The following is a 19,447-nucleotide window of genomic DNA, read 5'->3' as shown; positions in this document are numbered from 1 at the left end:
GCTTTTAAGTATCTTTGAAACCAATCCAAATTTATTTCGACAACAGCATGAACTGGGAACAATTACTATCATTAAAACGTCAAGGCGACAAAGGGAAACGATTACGAATTGAACAAGACGACACCCGATTGGGCTTTGAGGTTGATTATGACCGTATTATCTTTTCGGCCGCCTTTAGAAGTTTACAAGATAAAACACAAGTTATTCCGCTCTCAAAAACCGATTTTGTGCACACGCGCTTAACGCATAGTTTGGAAGTATCTGTAGTTGGTCGCTCTTTGGGACGATTGGTTGGAAAAAAAGTAATTGAAAAACACCCACACCTCAAAGAAGTTCACGGTTTTCACATGAACGATTTTGGTGCAATTGTAGCCGCTGCATCCTTGGCACATGATATAGGAAACCCACCCTTTGGACACTCAGGAGAAAAAGCAATTGGAGAATATTTCTCTATAGGAAACGGGCAGAAATACAAAGAAAACCTAACGGCCAAACAATGGCAAGATTTAGTTGACTTTGAAGGAAATGCAAACGGTTTCACAGTCCTCACGGGTAGCCGTCCAGGTATCGAAGGCGGTCTACGCATCTCGTTTGCGACCCTTGGAGCGTTTACCAAATACCCAAAAGAAAGCTTACCTAAAAAGCCAACAAAAAATATAGCCGACAAAAAATATGGCTTTTTTCAAACCGACAAAGATTTTTTTCAAGAAGTAGCATCCGATCTTGGTATGATTCCCAACAAATCGGGTGATGACATTGGTTTTGAGAGGCATCCTCTAGCTTATTTGGTTGAGGCCGCCGATGATATTTGTTATACGATTATCGACTTTGAAGACGGAATCAATCTCGGACTAGTATCTGAAGATTTTGCGCTAGAATACCTTATCAAATTGGTAAAAGACAGCATCGACAGTTCAAAATATAAAACGCTAGAGACCAAAGAAGATCGCATAAGTTATTTACGTGCATTAGCCATTGGTAGCTTGATTAACGATGCGGTCAATGTATTTATTGCCAATGAAGACGCTATCCTGGCAGGTGAATTCCCCTATTCGATTATGGAAAAAAGCAAGTACAAAGCGCAAATGCAAGATATTATCAATTTGAGTGTTGATAAAATTTATCAAAGTAGAGAAGTAATCGAAAAAGAAATTGTTGGCTACCAAATCATCCAAACGCTTTTGGACAAATTCATAACCGCTTTTGACAATAACCACAACGGTACCGCCTCCAATTATGATGCGCTGATCATGAAATTATTACCTGAAAAACACCATTTGAATAAGGAAAACTTATATGAGCGATTGCTACACATTTGCCACTACATTTCGTTACTAACAGATGGAAACGCACTTGAATTGTTCAACACAATCAACGGTAAAAAAGGAATTTAGATTTTAAGGAGCATGACGATTTCGGTTCAAATGACGAGTTATCCCGCTCCCGACACTTCGGGATGCAGTATCTTTTATCTTGTGGTTCACCCCGTCACCACAAGATAAAAGAATACTTTGCTACCATTGGGGCTAGACCAGAATATTTTGTACCCCTAATTAATTTCTAAAAAGTATAGGTCATACCCACACCCAAAACTTGTTTCAATTGCGTTTTTGGCCCAACAGTGACTTGTTCACCATTAATTTCGTCCTTAGATTTTATATCATCATCATACACCACATGGATACCTATATTGGTTCGTACATATTGATTGACTACTAAATCTAATACCAAATCATAATCGATATCTACATTTCCGTATTTATTGATGTAGTCAGAATATAAACTCAAGCGATTTTCTAGATTGATATTTTTGGCAATTTGCTTTTTGTAGTAAGCTGTAATTAAGGTACCTAACTCTGACTTAAATTTCTTTCCGTGCTGTACCAAAACACCTTCATCATCATAAATTGCTTTTGGCACACCAAAGGATCCGCCATCTGCCAAACGTTGATTTCCAACAAATGTTACTTTTGAGGTAAATGGAGAGAAATAAAACAAACGGTCTTTTTTATCTGATGCATATTCTGCACCTACCCCCAAAAAGGAATAAGCAGGAGCAAAAGGTCCAGAAACAGATATATCAGTATTTGGATATTTAAATCCGTCAGTAAACTGTGTGTTAAAATTAAACTTGGCACTGTGATACCAATGTGATTTTTCGTTTTCGCGATATCCAAAGGTCGAGCTAAATTGAAAAGCGTCTTCTGTTTTTCGAAGCTCAATTCCGTCTTGTTTGTTCAAACCATATCGCATAATCAACTCGTTTGCCCAACGCGTATTTTCGTTACTATAATTTCGATTAAACTGTGTACGCATTAATCCAGAAATGGAGCTTACCCCACCTGCATTCCAATTCACAAATAAAATCTCAGAAATCGAAAATGTAATTTTATTTTTCTTTTCCCAATGTGAAATACTGTCATTGAGTCCTGCAGGAGGTACCAAAGTGGTGATTATTTTTTGAGAAAATATGCTTGTACTTATAACTAAACACAATAAAAGGATTGAAAACTGTTTCATTATGAGCTTTTTATTTTTTTTATTCTTTATTATTTTATTAAACCTAAAAAAAGGGATTTCAAACTACTAACGTCTATTTTACATATTTGTTGCAATTCATCTACAGTACCTTGTTCAATAAATTGATCTGGAACTCCCAATTTTTCAATTGCAACATTGTATTGATGTTTTGATCCAAAGTCCAAAACTGCTGCGCCAAAGCCACCAATTACTGTGCCATCCTCAATTGTTATAATTTTTTCGAAAGTTACAAAAATCTCATGTAATGCTTTTTCGTCTAAAGGTTTAACGAATGAAAAATCATAATGCGCCAATGCATCCGGCTGTTCTAGCGCCTGCAAAGCAGCTATAACATTCTTCCCGATTGTTCCATTAGACAATACTGCAATCTTATTTCCTTTTTTCAAGCATTTCGACTGACCTATTTCAATTTTGGAATAGTTACCAAAAAATTCTTTCTGCCATGTAGGTGTCACGCCGCGTCCACGTGGGTAACGTATAGCAATAGGAAAATCAATTCCCAATTGTACCGTGTACAATATATTCTGTAAATCAATTTCGTTCAAAGGTGCATAAATCACCATATTCGGAATGCAGCGTAAGTACGCAACGTCAAACAGACCGTGATGTGTAGCGCCATCCTCGCCTACCAACCCTGCCCTATCCAAACAAAAGATGACAGGTAAATTTTGAATGGCTACATCGTGTATCACCTGATCATAAGCTCGTTGTAAAAAAGTCGAGTAGATATTACAATATACGATCATGCCTTGGGTCGCCATACCTGCAGCCAATGTAACCGCATGTTGCTCGGCAATACCAACATCAAAGGCACGCTCTGGCAAAGCCTCCATCATAAATTTCAAGGAACTTCCTGAGGGCATTGCGGGAGTAATACCGATAATTTTTTTATTTATCCTGGCTAAATCCAAAATTGTGAGCCCAAATACATCTTGGTATTTTGGTGGTAAATTTGCCTCAGATTTTAGTAGAATTTCACCTGACAAAGCATCAAACTTTCCTGGAGCATGATATTTCACTTGGTCCTCTTCAGCTTGTTTAAGCCCTTTGCCTTTGGTTGTAATTATATGTAGAAATTTTGGTCCTTTAATTTTTTGCAAACGCTTAAGTTCGTTTACCACAGCAAAAATATCATTCCCATCAATGGGGCCCGAATAATCAAAATTCAACGATTTGATCATGTTATTCTGACGGTGATTTTTTCCGGTTTTTACGGCAGTCAAATAATTTTTTAACGCTCCTACGCTAGGGTCAATTCCGATGGCGTTGTCGTTTAGAATTACTAATAAATTGGCATCGGTAACTCCTGCATGATTCAGACCTTCAAACGCCATTCCGGATGCGATAGACGCATCTCCGATTACTGCAATGTGTTGTTTGTCGAATTCGCCTTTGAGGTTGGAGGCAATTGCCATTCCCAAAGCTGCCGAAATAGATGTAGAAGAATGTCCCACACCAAAGGCATCATAAATACTTTCGCTTCTTTTTGGAAAACCCGATATACCTCCTAATTGTCTATTAGTATCGAATAATTCTCTTCTTTCGGTCAAGATTTTGTGGCCGTAGGCTTGGTGCCCTACATCCCAAATCAATAAATCTTCGGGGGTATTAAAAACGTAGTGCAAAGCAACAGTCAACTCCACCACGCCCAAACTGGCTCCCAAATGTCCCTCTTTTACAGCAACGACACCAATAATAAAATCACGGAGTTCTTGCGCCAATTGTGGCAATTGTGATTCGGTCAAAAGACGCAAATCGGTTGGGTTGTGGATATGTTCTAGTAAATTGCTTTTCATTATGGAGATCAAAAAAGCAAATTTACGGTTTTAAATCTAATTTTGTTTTTGAAAGTAGAATTGAATTCCAACCCTAAATAATTACCTAAAACAATTGAAATGTACAAATTGAGGCGAATAAAATCATTAATTGCCTCAAAAAATAACTATATTTGAGGCGAATAATTCGATTTAACACCTCATGCACTACAATTGGCAACTACCAAACTGGCCTAATTTTACATTTGACGATTCGGTTTTAGATTCGTTATGCATTGCTTTTGCTTTAGAAACAGGAGAACTAAAAGGACTTGTTGATTCATTATCTACTGATATTCAACAAGAAACCATTTTACAATTTATGATTTCAGAAGCTATTAAAACATCTGAAATCGAAGGAGAGTTTTTCAGCCGCCAAGATGTAATGTCTTCTATAAAGAAAAATCTAGGTCATAGAGATGTTTTTGAGAACATTCGAGACAAAAATGCTCAAGGAGTTGGAAAATTAATGGTAACCGTTCGTCAATCGTATTCTGAAAAGTTGACTGAATCTACCATAAAGCAATGGCATGCTATTCTGATGGAATATTCCAAACATGTTAATCCAGGTGATTATCGAAAAGGAGAAGCCCCAATGCAAATCGTTTCAGGTCGTTTTGGAAAAGAAATTATTCATTATGAAGCACCTCCATCCTACCGAATTCCTGAAGAGATGAGCGTTTTTATCGAATGGTACAATGAGTTTAAATTAACAGCGACGGATATTAAAAAAGCATTAATCAAAACTGCTATTTCACATTTGTATTTTGAAAGCATTCATCCGTTTGAAGATGGAAATGGTAGAATAGGAAGAGCGATTGCCGATAAATGTCTTTCGGAATCACTCAATAGGCCTGTTTTAATGAGTCTTTCGAGTACTATTGAGCAAAATAAAAAGCAATATTATCAGTCTCTAAAAGAAGCACAACAAACTCTTATCATTACAGATTGGATTTTATATTTTTCAAATTTAATTTTGGAATCACAACAAAATGCCAAACAGACGGTTTTATTCACTCTAAGTAAAACCAAGTTTATGGATACTTTTAAAAACCAAATGAACGAAAGACAAACGAAAGCAATATTAAAAATGTTCGAAAATGGAATTTCTGGTTTTAAAGGTGGCATGACGGCTTTAAAATACATTTCGATCACCAAAACCTCCAGAGCTACTGCAACCAGAGATTTACAAGATTTAACCGAAAACGGAATTTTGATTCCAAAAGGAGAAGGTCGAAACAGGAGTTATGATTTAATTTTGTAATAAAAACAACTTCAAAACCCTACTTTTGCAAGATGATAAACCCTTTCACTGACGAATACTTTATGAAACGTGCTTTGCAAGAAGCCGAAGCCGCTTTTGAAAAAGGTGAAATTCCCGTGGGTGCTATTGTGGTTGTAGACGATCGCATTATTGCCCGTTCGCACAACCTTACCGAATTACTGCATGACGTTACAGCTCATGCCGAAATGCAAGCCATTACTGCTGCTGCCAATTTTTTGGGTGGCAAATATCTAAAAGATTGTACCTTATATGTAACACTCGAGCCTTGCCAAATGTGCGCAGGAGCTTTGTATTGGAGTCAGATTTCGAAAATTGTCTTTGGGGCAAGTGATGCGCATCGTGGTTTTGAGAAAATGGGCGGACAGTTGCATCCTAAAACTACTGTTGTTCGAGGCATTCTTGCCGACGAAGCTGCCGACTTAATGAAAAGGTTCTTCGCCGAGAGAAGAAAATAATAAGACTCAGATAATAAAATATTTCCTCAAATTCCCTTCAATATATAATGTGTCTCGCTGAATGCGCCTCAGCAAAGTTATTCACACGTGTAAGGCGTAAAGCAGATTTTAGGACGCGGATTAAACAGATTCGCTATCGCAAAACGCGGATAAAAATAGATTTTTTATATAGTACAGACATAAAACGGATTCGCTATCGCGAATGAGTGGATGAAAACAGATTTCATCAACTTTCTCAACACAAAGTTTGTCTCGCTGAAAGTGTCTCAGCAAAGTTGCTCACGTAAACTACTGCAAATATAGCACGCAAAACTAGCCATCTATTGGCACGCAGATTTCAAAAGATTTACGCAGATGCTCTTTTATTTCTTTTCTACTTTCTCTCTTACTACACATATTTATCCTTAACGGGTTTTGCGTGAAGGATAGCCCCGAAGCTTCGGGAGGAAATCCTTTTTTGGGGCTTTTTCCGCCCCAAAAAAGATTGGAGTGATAGCCTGACCCGTCCCGAAGCGTCGGGATTACGAAGTCCCGATAGCTATCGGGAGCCCAAATAATGGCAAAAACTTCACAAAAACACCTCAAAAGGAAGAATGGGCAACTCGTCGGGAAATGTGACCTAACTTCTAGGTCTACTTTCGTCGCACCTTTGTACCAACAATTAGAAACAACAAATAATATGAAAACAATCCATCACATTATAGCAAGTATCAAAACATTTTTTACGGCTAATCCAACTGAAGTACAACCGCAATTAATTGCTGTAGATCAAGCTCATTTTTGTGACACAGTGGGACTGTCTGATTATTACTGCGACGAAAACAATCTATTTATATAATTATTAATTCAATAAAAAATAAAACATTATGTCAACATTTAACGTACCAACAAGAGAAGAAGTATCTGCAAACAATCAAGCAATTTTTGACAACCTACAAAAAGGATTAGGGTTTGTTCCTAATTTATACGCTTACTACGCCAAAAGCGAAACGGCACTGGGAGATTACCTGACTTTGCAAAACAGAAAAAGTAGCTTGAAAGCTAAAGAGAGAGAAGTAGTCAACTTGATCACGAGCCAAATTAATGGTTGTGAATATTGCCAATCGGCACACACAGTGCTAGGTAAAATGAATGGTTTTACAGATGAGCAAGTGCTTGAACTACGTAAAGGATCGGCAACCTTTGATACAAAATTAGATGCCTTGGTGAAATTTACAGCGTCAGTGGTTGAAAACAGAGGGAAAGCAACTGCAGAAGTAAAAACAGCGTTTTTTGACGCAGGTTACACAGAAGAAAACATGATCGATGTAGTAATCGTAGTGGGTGACAAAGTAATTAGCAACTACATTCATAACCTTGCTGGCTTTGCAATTGATTTTCCAATAGCACCAAAACTGTAATTAATACTTCAATTTTAAAATTAAGAAAAGATGATACAACATTTAGATAAAACCAATTTCGAAAAAACTATTACTGAAAATCAAGTCGTACTCGTTGACTTTTTTGCAGACTGGTGTGGGCCTTGTAAGGCTTTGCACCCAGCCCTAGAGGAATTGTCAAATGATTTTGAAGGCAAAGCAGTGATTTCAAAAATCAATGTAGACACCAATCCTGAGTTGGCAGCGCAATTTAAAGTACGCAGTATTCCAGCCTTATTTTACTTTAAAAATGGAGAAATTGTAGGGACACAAAACGGATTGCACAGCAAATCGGTTCTAGCAAGTCATTTAAACAACATTATTAAAAACTAAGAAAATGGGCAAGAAAATAAACATCAAGAATTTACCAACAGGCTACCAATCTTTTATCACAACCGGAAGGCATTCAATCACTGGTGACGAACCTTTGACGAGCAAAGGAACTGATCTTGGTTTCTCTCCAGAAGATCTGATTTTATCAAGTTTGGCAATGTGCAAAGTAGCAACCGTACGCTACATTGCCCGCAAAAACAATTGGACCATCGATGATGTAGATGGTGAATTTGAACTGAACGTAAAACGCGGAACCGATGGCTCTTTGTCCACAACCGTGACCGGAAAAATCAAAATCGAAGGTGACCTAAGCGAAGAACAAAAAGCAGAATTGATTAAGCAAGCCGATGCTTGTTATGTACACCGCATGATCGAAGGGAATTGGGACATTCAACCCATTCAAGCAACAAATGAGTTAGCTGTTACAGCCTAAAAATAATCAAATTTCAAATTTAAACTTCAAAAATCAACTTCAAAAAATAAATATTATGAAAAATTTAAAAATCGCATTAGTAGTAGCATTCATCTCCTTATTCTCAAACGCAGCATTGGCTCAAATTGATCCAATCGACAAAGACGGATTGGCACTTGGTGGCTATGATGTTGTGGCATACCACACTGTGAACAAAGCCGTAAAAGGAAACAAAGCAATTGTAGAAAAAATTGGAGCAACAGAATACCGTTTTGTTTCGAAAGCAAATGCTAAAGCGTTCAAAGCAAATCCTGAAAAATACTTACCTGCATGTGCTGGATACTGTGCTTGGGGTGTAGCTGCAAAAGATTCTAAATTTTCAATGAATCCAGAAACTTTTAAAGTAGTAGATAACAAACTATATTTGTTTTTTAACGGCGATTTTAACGGAAGCCAAGTAAACACTTTGGATATCTGGAACAAAGACGAAGCTACTTATTTGAAAACCATTGACACTAAATGGTCTAAAATCCAATAATAAATACCACGATTACTTATATATTTAATTTGATTCTGAAAGGGTTTTGCCGTAAAAAGCAAAACCCTTTCTTGTATAAAATAACTAGTGATTACTGCTCGTATTTACTTAAATTTGTACAGTATTTGAATATGATAAAACTAAAAATAATGAAAAAAATTGGTAAGATACTGGGCTTAGTCCTATTGATTGTTATTCTTTGTACCATTGGGTATGGCTACTTTATTTCGAAACCATTACCAAAAGGAGTCGCTGGTCAAGAAGCAGAACTTTTTACTGATAAAATACAAACCGCCATCAATCAAAAAGCTTGGGACAGCACCGCTGCCGTGACTTTTGAATTTGCGGGAGATCATAAATATCTTTGGGACAAAAAACAGCATTTGGTACAAGTGGAATGGAATGACAAAAAAGCTGTCTTTAACACTGCAACCCTTGAAGGAATTGCGTTTGAAAATGATATCGAAATAATAGGAGAAGAAAAAACGGAACTTATTAGTAAAGCAAATGATTATTTCAACAATGATTCTTTTTGGCTTATTGCGCCTTTCAAGTTAAGAGATCCTGGTACGACCCGAAGCATTGTGCTCCAAGACAATCAAAAAGCCTTGATGGTTACATATTCCTCTGGCGGTAGCACTCCTGGTGATTCTTACGTTTGGTTGGTCGATGCAAATTTTGTCCCTACAGCCTGGCGCATGTGGGTAAGCATTATCCCTGTAGGCGGAATTGAAACAACTTGGGAAGATTGGAATACCTATAACAATTCGCTTAAAATTGCCTCTACCCACAAAGGACTTATTAATTTGACATTGGAAAACATTAAAACAGGCCAAAGTATTGAAGAAATCAATAACGGTCAAAATCCGTTTTCGGCTCTTTAGTAGTATTGTATTCGAAAATGAATCTGCCATTTATGTTATGAAGTACTCTTATTTGAGGAAGTACTTTGAAAAATAAGCCATAGTCACTGTATTTTTAAAACAAAAAAACCTGTAAACATTGTTTACAAGTTACTTTATACCATCTAACTTTCACCTAACTTAGATCAGTCGTTAAGATTGAATATGGTTGTATTTAATTTGATGCTCCATAAAAATCAATTGTAGCTCAGACAATGATATACTAGAATTTTCGATAGACATCAAATGATTGTTCTGCTCGGTTTTGAAATTTAAAATAGCATTTGGACTGCGATTCATCAACTCATAAGTCACCCAAAACTCTTGGTAAACAGAATCGATATTGGTTGAGAATAAATAATTAGTAAGGTTTGTGGTCATTTTGTTTCGGTATAAAATTAAATAATTGAATGCGCTTTGTATTACCTAACGATAATTATAGCGCTATATTACAACATATCAATACTATAGCGACCACTCGTCACCAAAAAACACAAATGGCTCGGTAGTTCCATCAACTGTTACTAAGCCAGATTTTAGTCTCGCTTTGTACGCCAATTGACTCAGTGATTTTTGCTTAGACACTACTTTGTTATCTGTAGCATCGGTAGCGTTCTCTTCATTTTGAAAACCAAAAATAGCGCCAAAGGTACATTTTGTATCGAATATTTTAATCATCTTCTTTCTTTTTAATTGTTTTAAATATTTAAATATCTAAGTTTTTCGATGTTTTTAATTTAAAAAAAAATTATACACTCAAATCACCAACATATTTCGCGTAAGCCGCACAAATACTTTTGTTAACGGTAAATTTCAAATTTCGTCCTTCCTTATCAGCGATCAATAAGTCGGCATCAATTAATTGCTTAAAATGATGTGACATAGTTGATTGTGCTAGATTAAACTGAGACGAAACATCACAACATTGTGCAGCTACTTCACTTTGACCAATAATTTTCATTATTTGCAAACGATAAGAGTCACCCAAGGCTTTGGATATTTTTTCAACTTGTTTACTACTTAATTCCATATTCATACAGCAAAGATAAAAATAAATTTCAAACATATCGATTTATTTCGATATTTATATTCTAAATTTGCGCTAGTCAATTTTCTGCATCAAATAAAAGCAGAAATAATAGACTCCAACACAAGCAATTATGAAGATTTTATATACTTACCTCACAGCCAACAAAAAATTATTATACATCGCCTTATTTTTAGCAGCTATAAATCAATGTTTTTCCCTGTTTGACTCTATCATTATTGGTAAGCTATTGAACGAATGTGGTGTTGGAGTAGCCAACTTTAAACACGACCAAATGAGTTTCACAAAAGCCGTTTTGGGCTGGCTTGCGCTCTCACTTGGTGCCGCAATGGTCTCTAGAATTGCAAAAAACTTTCAAGACTATTTTACCAACATCATCATACAACGCACCGGTGCACAGATGTACACAGACGGAATTCAAAAAGCGCTTCAACTACCCTTTCAAGATTTTGAAGACCAACGAAGCGGAGAAACTTTGGGGAGGTTACAAAAAGTAAAAATTGATTGCGAAAAATTCATCACCCTTTCTGTTTCCCTTGTTTTTCAATCGGTAATCGGAATCCTTTTTGTGGTCGTGTATGCCATTAACATCCACTGGTTACTTGGGCCTATATTTTTATCAACTGTTCCTGTAATTGCTGTAATCAGTTCTTTTTTAGGTAAGAAAATTAAAAAAATATCTAAAGAAATTTTAAGCGAAACCACCTCTCTCGCAGGAGCTACAACAGAATCCCTACGTAATATAGAACTAGTAAAAAGTTTGGGATTAACCAATCAAGAAGTCAACCGATTAAATGATACGACCGTCAAAATCTTAGGATTAGAGCTCAAAAAAGTCCGTTACATTCGCTCACTAAGTTTTATACAAGGAACTACGGTTCACTTCATGAGAACTGCACTTGTATTTGGGCTTTACATGTTTATATTTCAAGATATTATCAAACCTGGAGATCTAATCACTTTGATGTTTTTCTCTTTCTTTCTATTTAATCCTTTGCAAGAACTTGGAAATGTGATCACTACTTTTAACGAAACAAAAGCGTCTATGGACAATTTTGGAACGTTGATGAATTCCAGGATTGAAGAAACTCCCGCAAATCCAAAAACGATTGGAACCATCAACCATTTGAGTTTTAAGAACGTTTCGTTCAAACACCAAAGCGCCAACAGTTATGCCGTGAAGGACATTTCGTTTGAAGCCAAAGCAGGAGAAACCATTGCTTTTGTAGGACCGTCTGGTAGCGGAAAAACGACCTTGGTCAAAATGCTTGTTGGACTATACAAACCCGCCGATGGTGCCATTTTTTACAATAATAAAAATGCAAACGAAATAGATTTAAACGAAATCAGACAACAACTAGGTTTTGTTACCCAAGATGCACAGTTGTTTTCGGGAACTATTAAAGACAATTTATTATTTGTAAAACCAGATGCTACTGACGACGAAATTAATGACGTGCTTAAAAAAGCCGCTTGTCAAAACTTATTGGATCGAGCAGAAAATGGCATTTATACCACAATTGGTGAAAGCGGAATAAAAGTATCTGGAGGAGAAAAACAGCGTTTGTCTATTGCAAGAGCTTTGTTACGAAATCCACACTTACTATTATTTGACGAAGCAACATCAGCTTTGGATTCGATTACCGAAGAAGAAATCACTAAAACCATTAGAAGTATTTCGTCTAAACAAGATCAAATTACCGTATTAATTGCACACCGATTGTCAACAATCATGCATGCTGATACCATTGTAGTATTGGAACAAGGAAAAATTATAGAGCAAGGAAAACACCAAGATTTGCTAGACGAAAAAGGTTTGTACTACGCCATGTGGAGACAACAAATTGGTGAACGAAAAAATTAATTGGGTCTTAAAAAAGAGTAATCAATTTGCGTAGCACTTTCTGTTTCGAAAGTGTCATTGGTAACTACCTCATAGTTTTTTGTTAGATCACTTTCGATAAAGATAAAAAAGTAAACCAATTTGATAGACTGCCAAATTGAATGACTATTTTGTATAATATGCTTTTCGAAACTCTTCGCTAAAGTAGTATTCGATAGAAACATTCGGTTGCTTTCGATACACATCGCCAGTACAAATATTTCAAGATTACTGCTTTGTTTTGAATTCACGATTAAGTCATTGGTACATGTTGCATAAAATAAATGCAGACCATTTTCGATTATTATTTTTATAGATTCAATTGCTTTCATAATCCTATCTTTTACTATGGTAAAGATATACAACCGATTAGCCTTCAATTTTATACTGTTTTGGTATAGAATTATGAAATTGCAATCTTGGACTAGATAGATCTTAGGTAATATTGATTTCGAAAACAACTCCACCTACATTAAAAAAACACAATAAAGGTTTGCCTTTATGTAGAATGTGAATACTATCTGTCCCATGCTGGATCTGCAATCATATTTTTAGAATAGAATAAATCCCAAAAAAAATTACAGACAATTTGAAGCAAATTTGCTGCTTATTCACTTTTGCATTTATACTCTACTTTTAAAAAAAAACCTTCTAAACGCATGTAGAAAGGGAATTTTATAGTCGTCGCTTCATACTAGACTAATATGCTTTTTCTCCGCACTGCTTATCTGCATCTTTGCCTCGATAAGCGTCTTTTGTAACAATTAATACTCTTGCAGCAACTGTATTCGCTAGTTCTGTATGTGCAGGTACAGAAGCTGAAACGGAAGCTTTGTCAATTTTAATTTGCCCCACATAGTCACCAATTACCGCAATTGAAGGCCCTTGTCGAACACCCTTGTTTTCTGCATCTACCTTTATATCGTCTTTAAAATAAGACAGTAAACAATTTGGAATACTACTTTTTCCAGAAAAATGTACGGGCGCATCCAGCGTGTACACAGCTGTAACATTCTTAATCCATGAATCAGCTGCGAAGCGTCCACCCTCTCGGCCATCTCTAATTTCGATACAAAGTTGCGAACCTATGGAATGTGCTCCATCCACGGTCACAGTACCGCTAACTAAATTGTGAGGTTTGAAATATACCGCACATTTCCCTTTGACACTCGTCACATTTTCTATTCGAATATTATCAACCCCAACCTTAATTTGAGCTTCGCGTCCACGGTTATCCGTTTCAATACGCGCTGCTACACCACCGCTACACACAAGGTTTGAAAGCAACATATTGGACCCCGTGTTGGCTTGAATCAAGCCGTAACCATACAATGCATTGATTTGCTCAACATTATCTACCGTTACGTTTGTTGCGCAACCGTCTTTGCTATTATCTCCTTTTTTGAATGTAAATGCCACACCAGAAAAGCGAGTTTGATCGTCATCAATTACAACATTCTGAATAAATAAATTTTGGACTCTACCTGTTGAGAATGCTCTCGAACCTCCTTTTTTAGGATCGCTATTTTCACGAACGTATTTAATTCTTGCTCTCGTATCTCCTTTTCCTTCTCCAATGATAGAAACATTTTCCAGAGATTCCTCCGTCCCAATTTCGAAGATTTGCTTGACTTGATTTCGTTTTGACACATCATCTTGATCAGCCCTAAGCAGAACGCCTGCTCTCATAAGAATATGCACATTTGATTTTAAAACCAATCCATCGACTACGTACCTCCCTGGATTTAAAACTACTCTTCCTCCATTTTTTGATTTGCTCGCTTCAAGAATGGCTTTATTAATCATTTTGGTCGCATTTTCTGTTGGGTTTACGGTGAAAACCGGCAATTTATCAATTTCCTTTTGGCTTGGACCTTGATATCCTACACCCGCAACTTTAAAAATAGCAGGAACTAAATTTTGCTCTATCCCAATTTGCGTAACCTTAGACAATTTCTTGGTCGATTGACAACCTCCAATGGTAGAAACCATCATAGTTCCCATTAGCAACATTAGAAAAGTACTATTCTTTTTCATCATAATTCTGAATTTATTATTAGAACGCTACTCGCCACTAGTGTAGCGGTATTGAAGCATCAATTTTAAGATTAAAGAAGACGTCTTAACAGTCTAATATTACCCAGAATATGCCTTGATTTATCCATTAATAACAAATAATCTTAACTGTTTTTTGCTAATTATGTTTCACAACTTCTTCCTATGCTTGGATATGCCTTTCCTGAATTTTGAGAACACAACCACAAAAATAGGCTGATAATCAACCACTAAAACTTCTTTAATTCAAACATAGCAACTTTAAACGGAAGTTAAAGTTTAAAAGAGAACTAAGTTTATTTCTATTAAATACCTAAATTTGACTTTTAATAGTTGATTACTTTTCGAAAAAGAAAAAAATTTGAATTACAATGCTACTATTTAAAAGATTTAAATTTAATTTTTAAATGTTTGACCATGACACCTGAATATGATAAAGCTTTAGTCAAATATAGCAACAGTTTACGAATTCTACATTTACCCCTACTTTCTTGGGAGTTTTTTGCTAGCCATACCAATGAAATCAACAAATTTGTTTCCATTCAAAAACATTGGAAAGCCAAAGTTGATTTCAGTGCCATCGCTTCTAATGCAGAAACACAGATTTTGATCACCAACTCAAAGCAACAAATTGTTTTTGCAAGCAATGGTATACATCAAATGAATGGTTATCAAGCACACGAAATAATTGGTAAAACACCAAAAATGTTCCAAGGCGAATTGACTTCTACAGTAAGTAGAGAAAAAATAAAAATCGCTCTTCAAAACAACTTACCGTTCAAAGAAGTATTGATCAATTACAAAAAAGATGGTAGCACTTACCTATGTAAGATCGAAGCCTACCCAAAATTCAATAAAAAAGGTGAACTTATTAATTACATTGCTTTTGAAAGAATTGCTTCTTAATGATGCACTTTACATTTGATAATAGGCCGTAAATACAAAGCGTCATTTTACCCGAATGAAAGCAACTTTATTATATGAGTGACAGTTCTTCTACGATAATTACTCAAGATAGCGATTACCTCAAAAAAAAAACAGCTACCCAAAATTAATTGGATAGCTATTTTTTTATTCTATTTCTTGAAATATTAAGAACCACACATTTCACAATCTTCTGGTCCGTCAGCTTGCGCTTGCAGAATCATCTTTTTGTATTCATCAATGTTGATTGCTTCTGTTTGAATCTCTTCAGCAATTGGTTGTTCTTTTTTATCGTTGTTCAAAGTAAATTTGATTGCATCCACTGCTGCTTTTGTTCTCAAATAATACATTCCTGTTTTCAATCCTGATTGCCAAGCGTAGAAATGCATTGACGTCAATTTTGAATAGTTTGCGTTTTGCATAAATAAGTTCAATGACTGCGATTGATCTACAAAATAACCACGTTGACGTGACATATCAATAATATCTTTCATAGACATTTCCCAAACTGTTTTGTACAATTCTTTCAAGTCTTGCGGAATATCCAAATCTTGAACCGATCCGTTGTTACGCATTAATTCTTGTTTCAATGTTTCGTTCCACAATCCACGATCCACTAAATCATGCAATAAGTGTTTGTTTACCACGATAAACTCACCAGACAATACACGACGCGTGTACACATTTGATGTATATGGTTCGAATGCTTCGTTGTTACCTAAAATCTGAGAAGTCGATGCAGTAGGCATTGGCGCTACCAATAATGAGTTACGCACTCCATGTTCTACTACTTCTTTACGCAAAGATGCCCAGTCCCAACGACCAGATAACTCTTCGTCTTTTATTCCCCATAAATTAAATTGGAAACTACCCTCAGACATTGGCGAACCTTTGAATGATGAATAAGGACCTTCTTCTTTGGCCATTTCCATCGAAGCAGTTACTGCTGCAAAATACATGGTTTCAAAGATTTCTTGATTCAGCTTTTTAGCCTCATCAGATGTAAAAGGTAAACGCAACATGATGAAAGCATCTGCCAATCCTTGCACTCCCAATCCAATTGGACGGTGGCGCATATTGGAATTTTCAGCTTCTTTTACCGGATAGTAGTTTCTATCAATTACTTTGTTCAAGTTACGAGTTACACGTTTTGTTACATTAAAAAATGTTTCATGATCAAATTTTCCGTCCTCAACAAACATTGGCAATGATAATGAAGCCAAGTTACATACTGCAACCTCATCTGGAGAAGTGTACTCCATGATCTCTGTACATAAGTTTGACGAACGAATCACACCTAAGTTCTTTTGGTTTGATTTACGGTTAGCCGCATCTTTGTACAACATATATGGTGTTCCAGTTTCGATTTGCGATTCTAGAATTTTCTCCCACAATTCATGTGCTTTGATGGTTTTTCTACCTTTACCTGCCTTCTCATAACTTTCGTACAAAGCTTCAAATTCTTCTCCGTATACATCATACAATCCCGGACATTCGTTAGGACACATCAAAGTCCAAATTCCGTTTTCTTGTACACGTTTCATGAATAAATCTGAAGTCCACATAGCGAAAAATAAATCTCTAGCACGCATTTCTTCTTTTCCTGTATTCTTTTTCAAGTCCAAGAAATCAAAAATATCCGCATGCCAAGTTTCGATGTAAATCGCAAAACTACCTTTACGTTTTCCACCACCTTGATCTACGTAACGAGCCGTATCATTAAAGACACGTAGCATTGGTACGATTCCATTTGACGTTCCGTTTGTTCCACGGATGTACGAACCTGTAGCACGTACGTTGTGAATAGAAAGCCCAACTCCACCAGCAGATTGCGAAATTTTTGCCGTTTGTTTCAACGTGTCATAAATTCCGTCAATACTATCATCTTGCATTGCCAAAAGGAAACAAGAAGACATTTGTGGTTTTGGAGTTCCAGAGTTAAACAATGTAGGCGTTGCATGTGTAAAGAATTTTTTAGACATTAAGTCATATGTTTCCAATACTGAATCCAAATCATCTAAGTGAATCCCAACCGATACACGCATCAACATGTGTTGCGGACGCTCTACAATTTTTCCGTTTATTTTCAACAAGTACGAACGCTCTAGTGTTTTAAAACCAAAGTAATCGTAATTGAAATCTCTGTTATATATAATGTGTGAGTTCAAAAACTCAGCATTTGCTTGAATAACTTCATGTACTTCATCAGACAATAATGGTGCTTTTTGCCCATTTCTTGGATTTACGTAATGATACATTTCGTCCATTGTTTCTGAGAACGATTTATTGGTATTCGAATGTAAATTCGAAATAGCAATACGAGCTGCTAATTGAGCATAATCGGGATGCGCGATAGTCATTGACGCTGCCGTTTCTGCTGCTAGATTGTCCAATTCAGATGTAGAAACCCCATCGTAAAGTCCTTCGATTACACGCATTGCCACTTTCACAGCATCTACCAAATCATTCAAACCATAGCATAGCTTTTTAATTCTATCTGTGATTTTGTCGAACATTACAGGTTCTTTTCTACCATCTCTTTTAATTACGTACATAAGCTTTTTTGTTTTTCAAAACAGAAAATCCCTTCTCTGTTTTTCGGGTATTCGTTAATTGTTGTGTTTTTTGGGAAACTAATCCCGGGCATTCTATAATTAATCAATGAGGTCAAAAAAATTAACGATTGATGATTAACGATTTCTGATTTTAGAACTAACCGTAATCATTCAACGTCTTTTGTAATTTCCTAAAAACTGCATCGAACAAGTATTTTATTATTCAAAATTCTGCTTAGAGACTTTGTGGCAATTATTTAAAAATCAGCGTCGAAACTAATTTTTTGAGCATCACCATCTGTGTTCATTACACCTGATTTTTGATATTCGGCAACTTTCTTTTCGAAGAAGTTTGTTTTTCCTTGCAACGAAATCATATCCATGAAATCAAATGGATTTGTTGTATTGTATTCTCTTTCGCAACCTAATTCAACCAATAGTCTATCAGCAACAAACTCTAAATATTGTGTCATCAAAACAGCATTCATACCAATCAAACTTACTGGTAATGATTCTGTGATAAATTCACGCTCAATATTCAAAGCGTCAACGATAATTGTTCTGATTCTTTCCTTAGACACAGGGTTAATCAAGTGGTGGTTGTGTAAATGCACTGCAAAATCACAGTGTACCCCTTCGTCACGCGAAATTAATTCGTTAGAAAAAGTCAAACCTGGCATTAAACCACGTTTTTTCAACCAGTAAATAGAACAAAAAGCTCCTGAGAAGAAAATCCCTTCTACTGCTGCAAAAGCTATTAAACGTTCTGCGAATGAATCAGAGTCAATCCATTTCAAAGCCCAGTCGGCTTTTTTCTTGATCGCTGGAAAAACTTCCAATGCGTTGAATAAGTCATCTTTCTCAGCTTCATCTTTCACGTAGGTATCAATCAATAGTGAGTACGTCTCACTATGAATGTTCTCCATCATGATTTGAAAACCGTAGAAAAATTTAGCTTCAGCATACTGCACTTCGTTCACAAAGTTCTCCGCTAAGTTTTCATTTACGATTCCGTCAGATGCCGCGAAGAAAGCCAAAATGTGTTTGATGAAGTATCTTTCATCATCACTCAACTTATTATTCCAGTCATTTAAATCTTGTGACAAATCAATTTCTTCAGCCGTCCAGAAGCTAGCTTCCATAGACTTGTAAAATTCCCAGATATCATGGTGCTTGATAGGAAAAATCACAAAACGATTCTTATTCTCTTGTAAAATTGGTTCAACTTGAGACATATCTATATAGTTTTATTTTATTGAAAATTAATGTAAAAAATACCCGTTTT

20 protein-coding genes are annotated in these 19,447 nt (G+C 36.1%); 11 read left to right on the top strand and 9 right to left on the bottom strand.

Features of this window, described 5'->3' with window-relative positions:
* Positions 1-47 precede the first annotated feature (47 nt).
* Complete coding sequence (locus FFWV33_RS06320; RefSeq protein ID WP_108740126.1) at positions 48-1,394, top strand: deoxyguanosinetriphosphate triphosphohydrolase; 1,347 nt, start codon at positions 48-50, stop codon at positions 1,392-1,394.
* 166 nt (positions 1,395-1,560) lie between these two features.
* On the opposite strand, the gene FFWV33_RS06315 is transcribed toward FFWV33_RS06320, so the two are convergent.
* Positions 1,561-2,520 carry a DUF3078 domain-containing protein gene (locus tag FFWV33_RS06315; RefSeq protein WP_108740125.1) on the bottom strand — a complete coding sequence of 320 codons (960 nt, stop codon included), beginning with the start codon at positions 2,518-2,520 and terminating at the stop codon, positions 1,561-1,563.
* 29 nt (positions 2,521-2,549) lie between these two features.
* Positions 2,550-4,337 carry a 1-deoxy-D-xylulose-5-phosphate synthase gene (locus FFWV33_RS06310; protein ID WP_108740124.1) on the bottom strand — a complete coding sequence of 596 codons (1,788 nt, stop codon included), beginning with the start codon at positions 4,335-4,337 and terminating at the stop codon, positions 2,550-2,552.
* A 181-nt stretch (positions 4,338-4,518) separates the two neighbouring features.
* Between FFWV33_RS06310 and FFWV33_RS06305 the strand changes: the two genes are divergently transcribed.
* The 8 genes from FFWV33_RS06305 to FFWV33_RS06270 all read left to right on the top strand — a co-directional run bounded on the left by FFWV33_RS06305 (position 4,519) and on the right by FFWV33_RS06270 (position 9,680).
* Positions 4,519-5,619, top strand: coding sequence for a Fic family protein (locus tag FFWV33_RS06305; protein ID WP_108740123.1), 1,101 nt, complete (start codon positions 4,519-4,521; stop codon positions 5,617-5,619).
* 32 nt (positions 5,620-5,651) lie between these two features.
* Positions 5,652-6,095 (top strand): nucleoside deaminase, encoded by a 444-nt coding sequence (locus FFWV33_RS06300; RefSeq protein WP_108740122.1) that lies wholly within the window; start codon positions 5,652-5,654, stop codon positions 6,093-6,095.
* 556 nt (positions 6,096-6,651) lie between these two features.
* Entirely contained in the window at positions 6,652-6,933 is a 282-nt protein-coding gene (locus tag FFWV33_RS06295; protein ID WP_108740121.1) for a hypothetical protein, read from the top strand.
* A gap of 28 nt (positions 6,934-6,961) precedes the next feature.
* Positions 6,962-7,495 (top strand): carboxymuconolactone decarboxylase family protein, encoded by a 534-nt coding sequence (locus FFWV33_RS06290; protein WP_108740120.1) that lies wholly within the window; start codon positions 6,962-6,964, stop codon positions 7,493-7,495.
* A gap of 30 nt (positions 7,496-7,525) precedes the next feature.
* The gene (trxA, locus tag FFWV33_RS06285; protein WP_108740119.1) at positions 7,526-7,846 is read left to right on the top strand and encodes a thioredoxin; all 321 of its coding nucleotides are present in this window, start codon (positions 7,526-7,528) and stop codon (positions 7,844-7,846) included.
* 4 nt (positions 7,847-7,850) lie between these two features.
* A complete protein-coding gene (locus FFWV33_RS06280; protein WP_108740118.1) occupies positions 7,851-8,279 on the top strand; it encodes an OsmC family protein in 429 nt (142 codons plus the stop codon).
* A gap of 55 nt (positions 8,280-8,334) precedes the next feature.
* Positions 8,335-8,796 (top strand): YHS domain-containing (seleno)protein, encoded by a 462-nt coding sequence (locus FFWV33_RS06275; protein WP_108740117.1) that lies wholly within the window; start codon positions 8,335-8,337, stop codon positions 8,794-8,796.
* Positions 8,797-8,945: 149 nt separating this feature from the next.
* Positions 8,946-9,680 carry a hypothetical protein gene (locus FFWV33_RS06270; protein ID WP_108740116.1) on the top strand — a complete coding sequence of 245 codons (735 nt, stop codon included), beginning with the start codon at positions 8,946-8,948 and terminating at the stop codon, positions 9,678-9,680.
* A gap of 171 nt (positions 9,681-9,851) precedes the next feature.
* On the opposite strand, the gene FFWV33_RS06265 is transcribed toward FFWV33_RS06270, so the two are convergent.
* The 3 genes from FFWV33_RS06265 to FFWV33_RS06255 form a co-directional block, all read right to left on the bottom strand.
* Positions 9,852-10,079 carry a hypothetical protein gene (locus FFWV33_RS06265; RefSeq protein WP_108740115.1) on the bottom strand — a complete coding sequence of 76 codons (228 nt, stop codon included), beginning with the start codon at positions 10,077-10,079 and terminating at the stop codon, positions 9,852-9,854.
* Positions 10,080-10,163: 84 nt separating this feature from the next.
* On the bottom strand, positions 10,164-10,376 hold the full coding sequence (locus FFWV33_RS06260; RefSeq protein WP_108740114.1) for a hypothetical protein: 213 nt from the start codon (positions 10,374-10,376) through the stop codon (positions 10,164-10,166).
* Positions 10,377-10,446: 70 nt separating this feature from the next.
* Positions 10,447-10,734, bottom strand: coding sequence for an ArsR/SmtB family transcription factor (locus tag FFWV33_RS06255; RefSeq protein WP_108740113.1), 288 nt, complete (start codon positions 10,732-10,734; stop codon positions 10,447-10,449).
* 124 nt (positions 10,735-10,858) lie between these two features.
* Here FFWV33_RS06255 and FFWV33_RS06250 point away from each other — a divergent pair, with 124 nt between their 5' ends.
* Positions 10,859-12,610: an ABC transporter ATP-binding protein gene (locus FFWV33_RS06250; protein WP_108740112.1), complete on the top strand. Its 1,752-nt coding sequence runs from the start codon at positions 10,859-10,861 to the stop codon at positions 12,608-12,610.
* On the opposite strand, the gene FFWV33_RS06245 is transcribed toward FFWV33_RS06250, so the two are convergent.
* Positions 12,607-12,960, bottom strand: a complete 354-nt coding sequence (locus FFWV33_RS06245; RefSeq protein ID WP_108740111.1) for a hypothetical protein — start codon at positions 12,958-12,960, stop codon at positions 12,607-12,609. The genes FFWV33_RS06250 and FFWV33_RS06245 overlap by 4 nt on opposite strands.
* A 367-nt stretch (positions 12,961-13,327) precedes the next feature.
* Complete coding sequence (locus tag FFWV33_RS06240; RefSeq protein ID WP_108740110.1) at positions 13,328-14,668, bottom strand: glycoside hydrolase family protein; 1,341 nt, start codon at positions 14,666-14,668, stop codon at positions 13,328-13,330.
* A 432-nt stretch (positions 14,669-15,100) separates the two neighbouring features.
* Here FFWV33_RS06240 and FFWV33_RS06235 point away from each other — a divergent pair, with 432 nt between their 5' ends.
* Positions 15,101-15,589, top strand: coding sequence for a PAS domain-containing protein (locus FFWV33_RS06235; protein WP_108742475.1), 489 nt, complete (start codon positions 15,101-15,103; stop codon positions 15,587-15,589).
* A gap of 185 nt (positions 15,590-15,774) precedes the next feature.
* Here the strand turns inward: FFWV33_RS06235 and FFWV33_RS06230 are convergent, their stop codons facing one another.
* Positions 15,775-18,162, bottom strand: coding sequence for a ribonucleoside-diphosphate reductase subunit alpha (locus FFWV33_RS06230; RefSeq protein ID WP_108740109.1), 2,388 nt, complete (start codon positions 18,160-18,162; stop codon positions 15,775-15,777).
* A 257-nt stretch (positions 18,163-18,419) separates the two neighbouring features.
* A complete protein-coding gene (locus FFWV33_RS06225; protein ID WP_108740108.1) occupies positions 18,420-19,397 on the bottom strand; it encodes a ribonucleotide-diphosphate reductase subunit beta in 978 nt (325 codons plus the stop codon).
* Between the last annotated feature and the right edge of the window lie 50 nt (positions 19,398-19,447).

This window comes from Flavobacterium faecale (genome assembly GCF_003076455.1).
GTDB lineage: Bacteria > Bacteroidota > Bacteroidia > Flavobacteriales > Flavobacteriaceae > Flavobacterium > Flavobacterium faecale.
The sequence above is the reverse complement of the archived record's forward strand: the minus strand, read 5'-3'. Positions and strand labels throughout refer to the sequence as shown.

What these genes read in the sequence shown, in the direction of transcription:
- FFWV33_RS06235 (WP_108742475.1), top strand. Translation starts at nt 15,101, where the DNA reads ATGACACCTGAATATGATAAAGCTTTAGTCAAATATAGCAACAGTTTA.
- FFWV33_RS06270 (WP_108740116.1), top strand. Translation starts at nt 8,946, where the DNA reads ATGAAAAAAATTGGTAAGATACTGGGCTTAGTCCTATTGATTGTTATT.
- FFWV33_RS06310 (WP_108740124.1), bottom strand. Translation starts at nt 4,337, where the DNA reads ATGAAAAGCAATTTACTAGAACATATCCACAACCCAACCGATTTGCGT.
- FFWV33_RS06295 (WP_108740121.1), top strand. Translation starts at nt 6,652, where the DNA reads ATGGCAAAAACTTCACAAAAACACCTCAAAAGGAAGAATGGGCAACTC.
- FFWV33_RS06320 (WP_108740126.1), top strand. Translation starts at nt 48, where the DNA reads ATGAACTGGGAACAATTACTATCATTAAAACGTCAAGGCGACAAAGGG.
- FFWV33_RS06265 (WP_108740115.1), bottom strand. Translation starts at nt 10,079, where the DNA reads ATGACCACAAACCTTACTAATTATTTATTCTCAACCAATATCGATTCT.
- FFWV33_RS06250 (WP_108740112.1), top strand. Translation starts at nt 10,859, where the DNA reads ATGAAGATTTTATATACTTACCTCACAGCCAACAAAAAATTATTATAC.
- FFWV33_RS06280 (WP_108740118.1), top strand. Translation starts at nt 7,851, where the DNA reads ATGGGCAAGAAAATAAACATCAAGAATTTACCAACAGGCTACCAATCT.
- FFWV33_RS06315 (WP_108740125.1), bottom strand. Translation starts at nt 2,520, where the DNA reads ATGAAACAGTTTTCAATCCTTTTATTGTGTTTAGTTATAAGTACAAGC.
- trxA (WP_108740119.1), top strand. Translation starts at nt 7,526, where the DNA reads ATGATACAACATTTAGATAAAACCAATTTCGAAAAAACTATTACTGAA.
- FFWV33_RS06300 (WP_108740122.1), top strand. Translation starts at nt 5,652, where the DNA reads ATGATAAACCCTTTCACTGACGAATACTTTATGAAACGTGCTTTGCAA.
- FFWV33_RS06225 (WP_108740108.1), bottom strand. Translation starts at nt 19,397, where the DNA reads ATGTCTCAAGTTGAACCAATTTTACAAGAGAATAAGAATCGTTTTGTG.
- FFWV33_RS06275 (WP_108740117.1), top strand. Translation starts at nt 8,335, where the DNA reads ATGAAAAATTTAAAAATCGCATTAGTAGTAGCATTCATCTCCTTATTC.
- FFWV33_RS06260 (WP_108740114.1), bottom strand. Translation starts at nt 10,376, where the DNA reads ATGATTAAAATATTCGATACAAAATGTACCTTTGGCGCTATTTTTGGT.
- FFWV33_RS06290 (WP_108740120.1), top strand. Translation starts at nt 6,962, where the DNA reads ATGTCAACATTTAACGTACCAACAAGAGAAGAAGTATCTGCAAACAAT.
- FFWV33_RS06255 (WP_108740113.1), bottom strand. Translation starts at nt 10,734, where the DNA reads ATGAATATGGAATTAAGTAGTAAACAAGTTGAAAAAATATCCAAAGCC.
- FFWV33_RS06230 (WP_108740109.1), bottom strand. Translation starts at nt 18,162, where the DNA reads ATGTACGTAATTAAAAGAGATGGTAGAAAAGAACCTGTAATGTTCGAC.
- FFWV33_RS06305 (WP_108740123.1), top strand. Translation starts at nt 4,519, where the DNA reads ATGCACTACAATTGGCAACTACCAAACTGGCCTAATTTTACATTTGAC.
- FFWV33_RS06240 (WP_108740110.1), bottom strand. Translation starts at nt 14,668, where the DNA reads ATGATGAAAAAGAATAGTACTTTTCTAATGTTGCTAATGGGAACTATG.
- FFWV33_RS06245 (WP_108740111.1), bottom strand. Translation starts at nt 12,960, where the DNA reads ATGAAAGCAATTGAATCTATAAAAATAATAATCGAAAATGGTCTGCAT.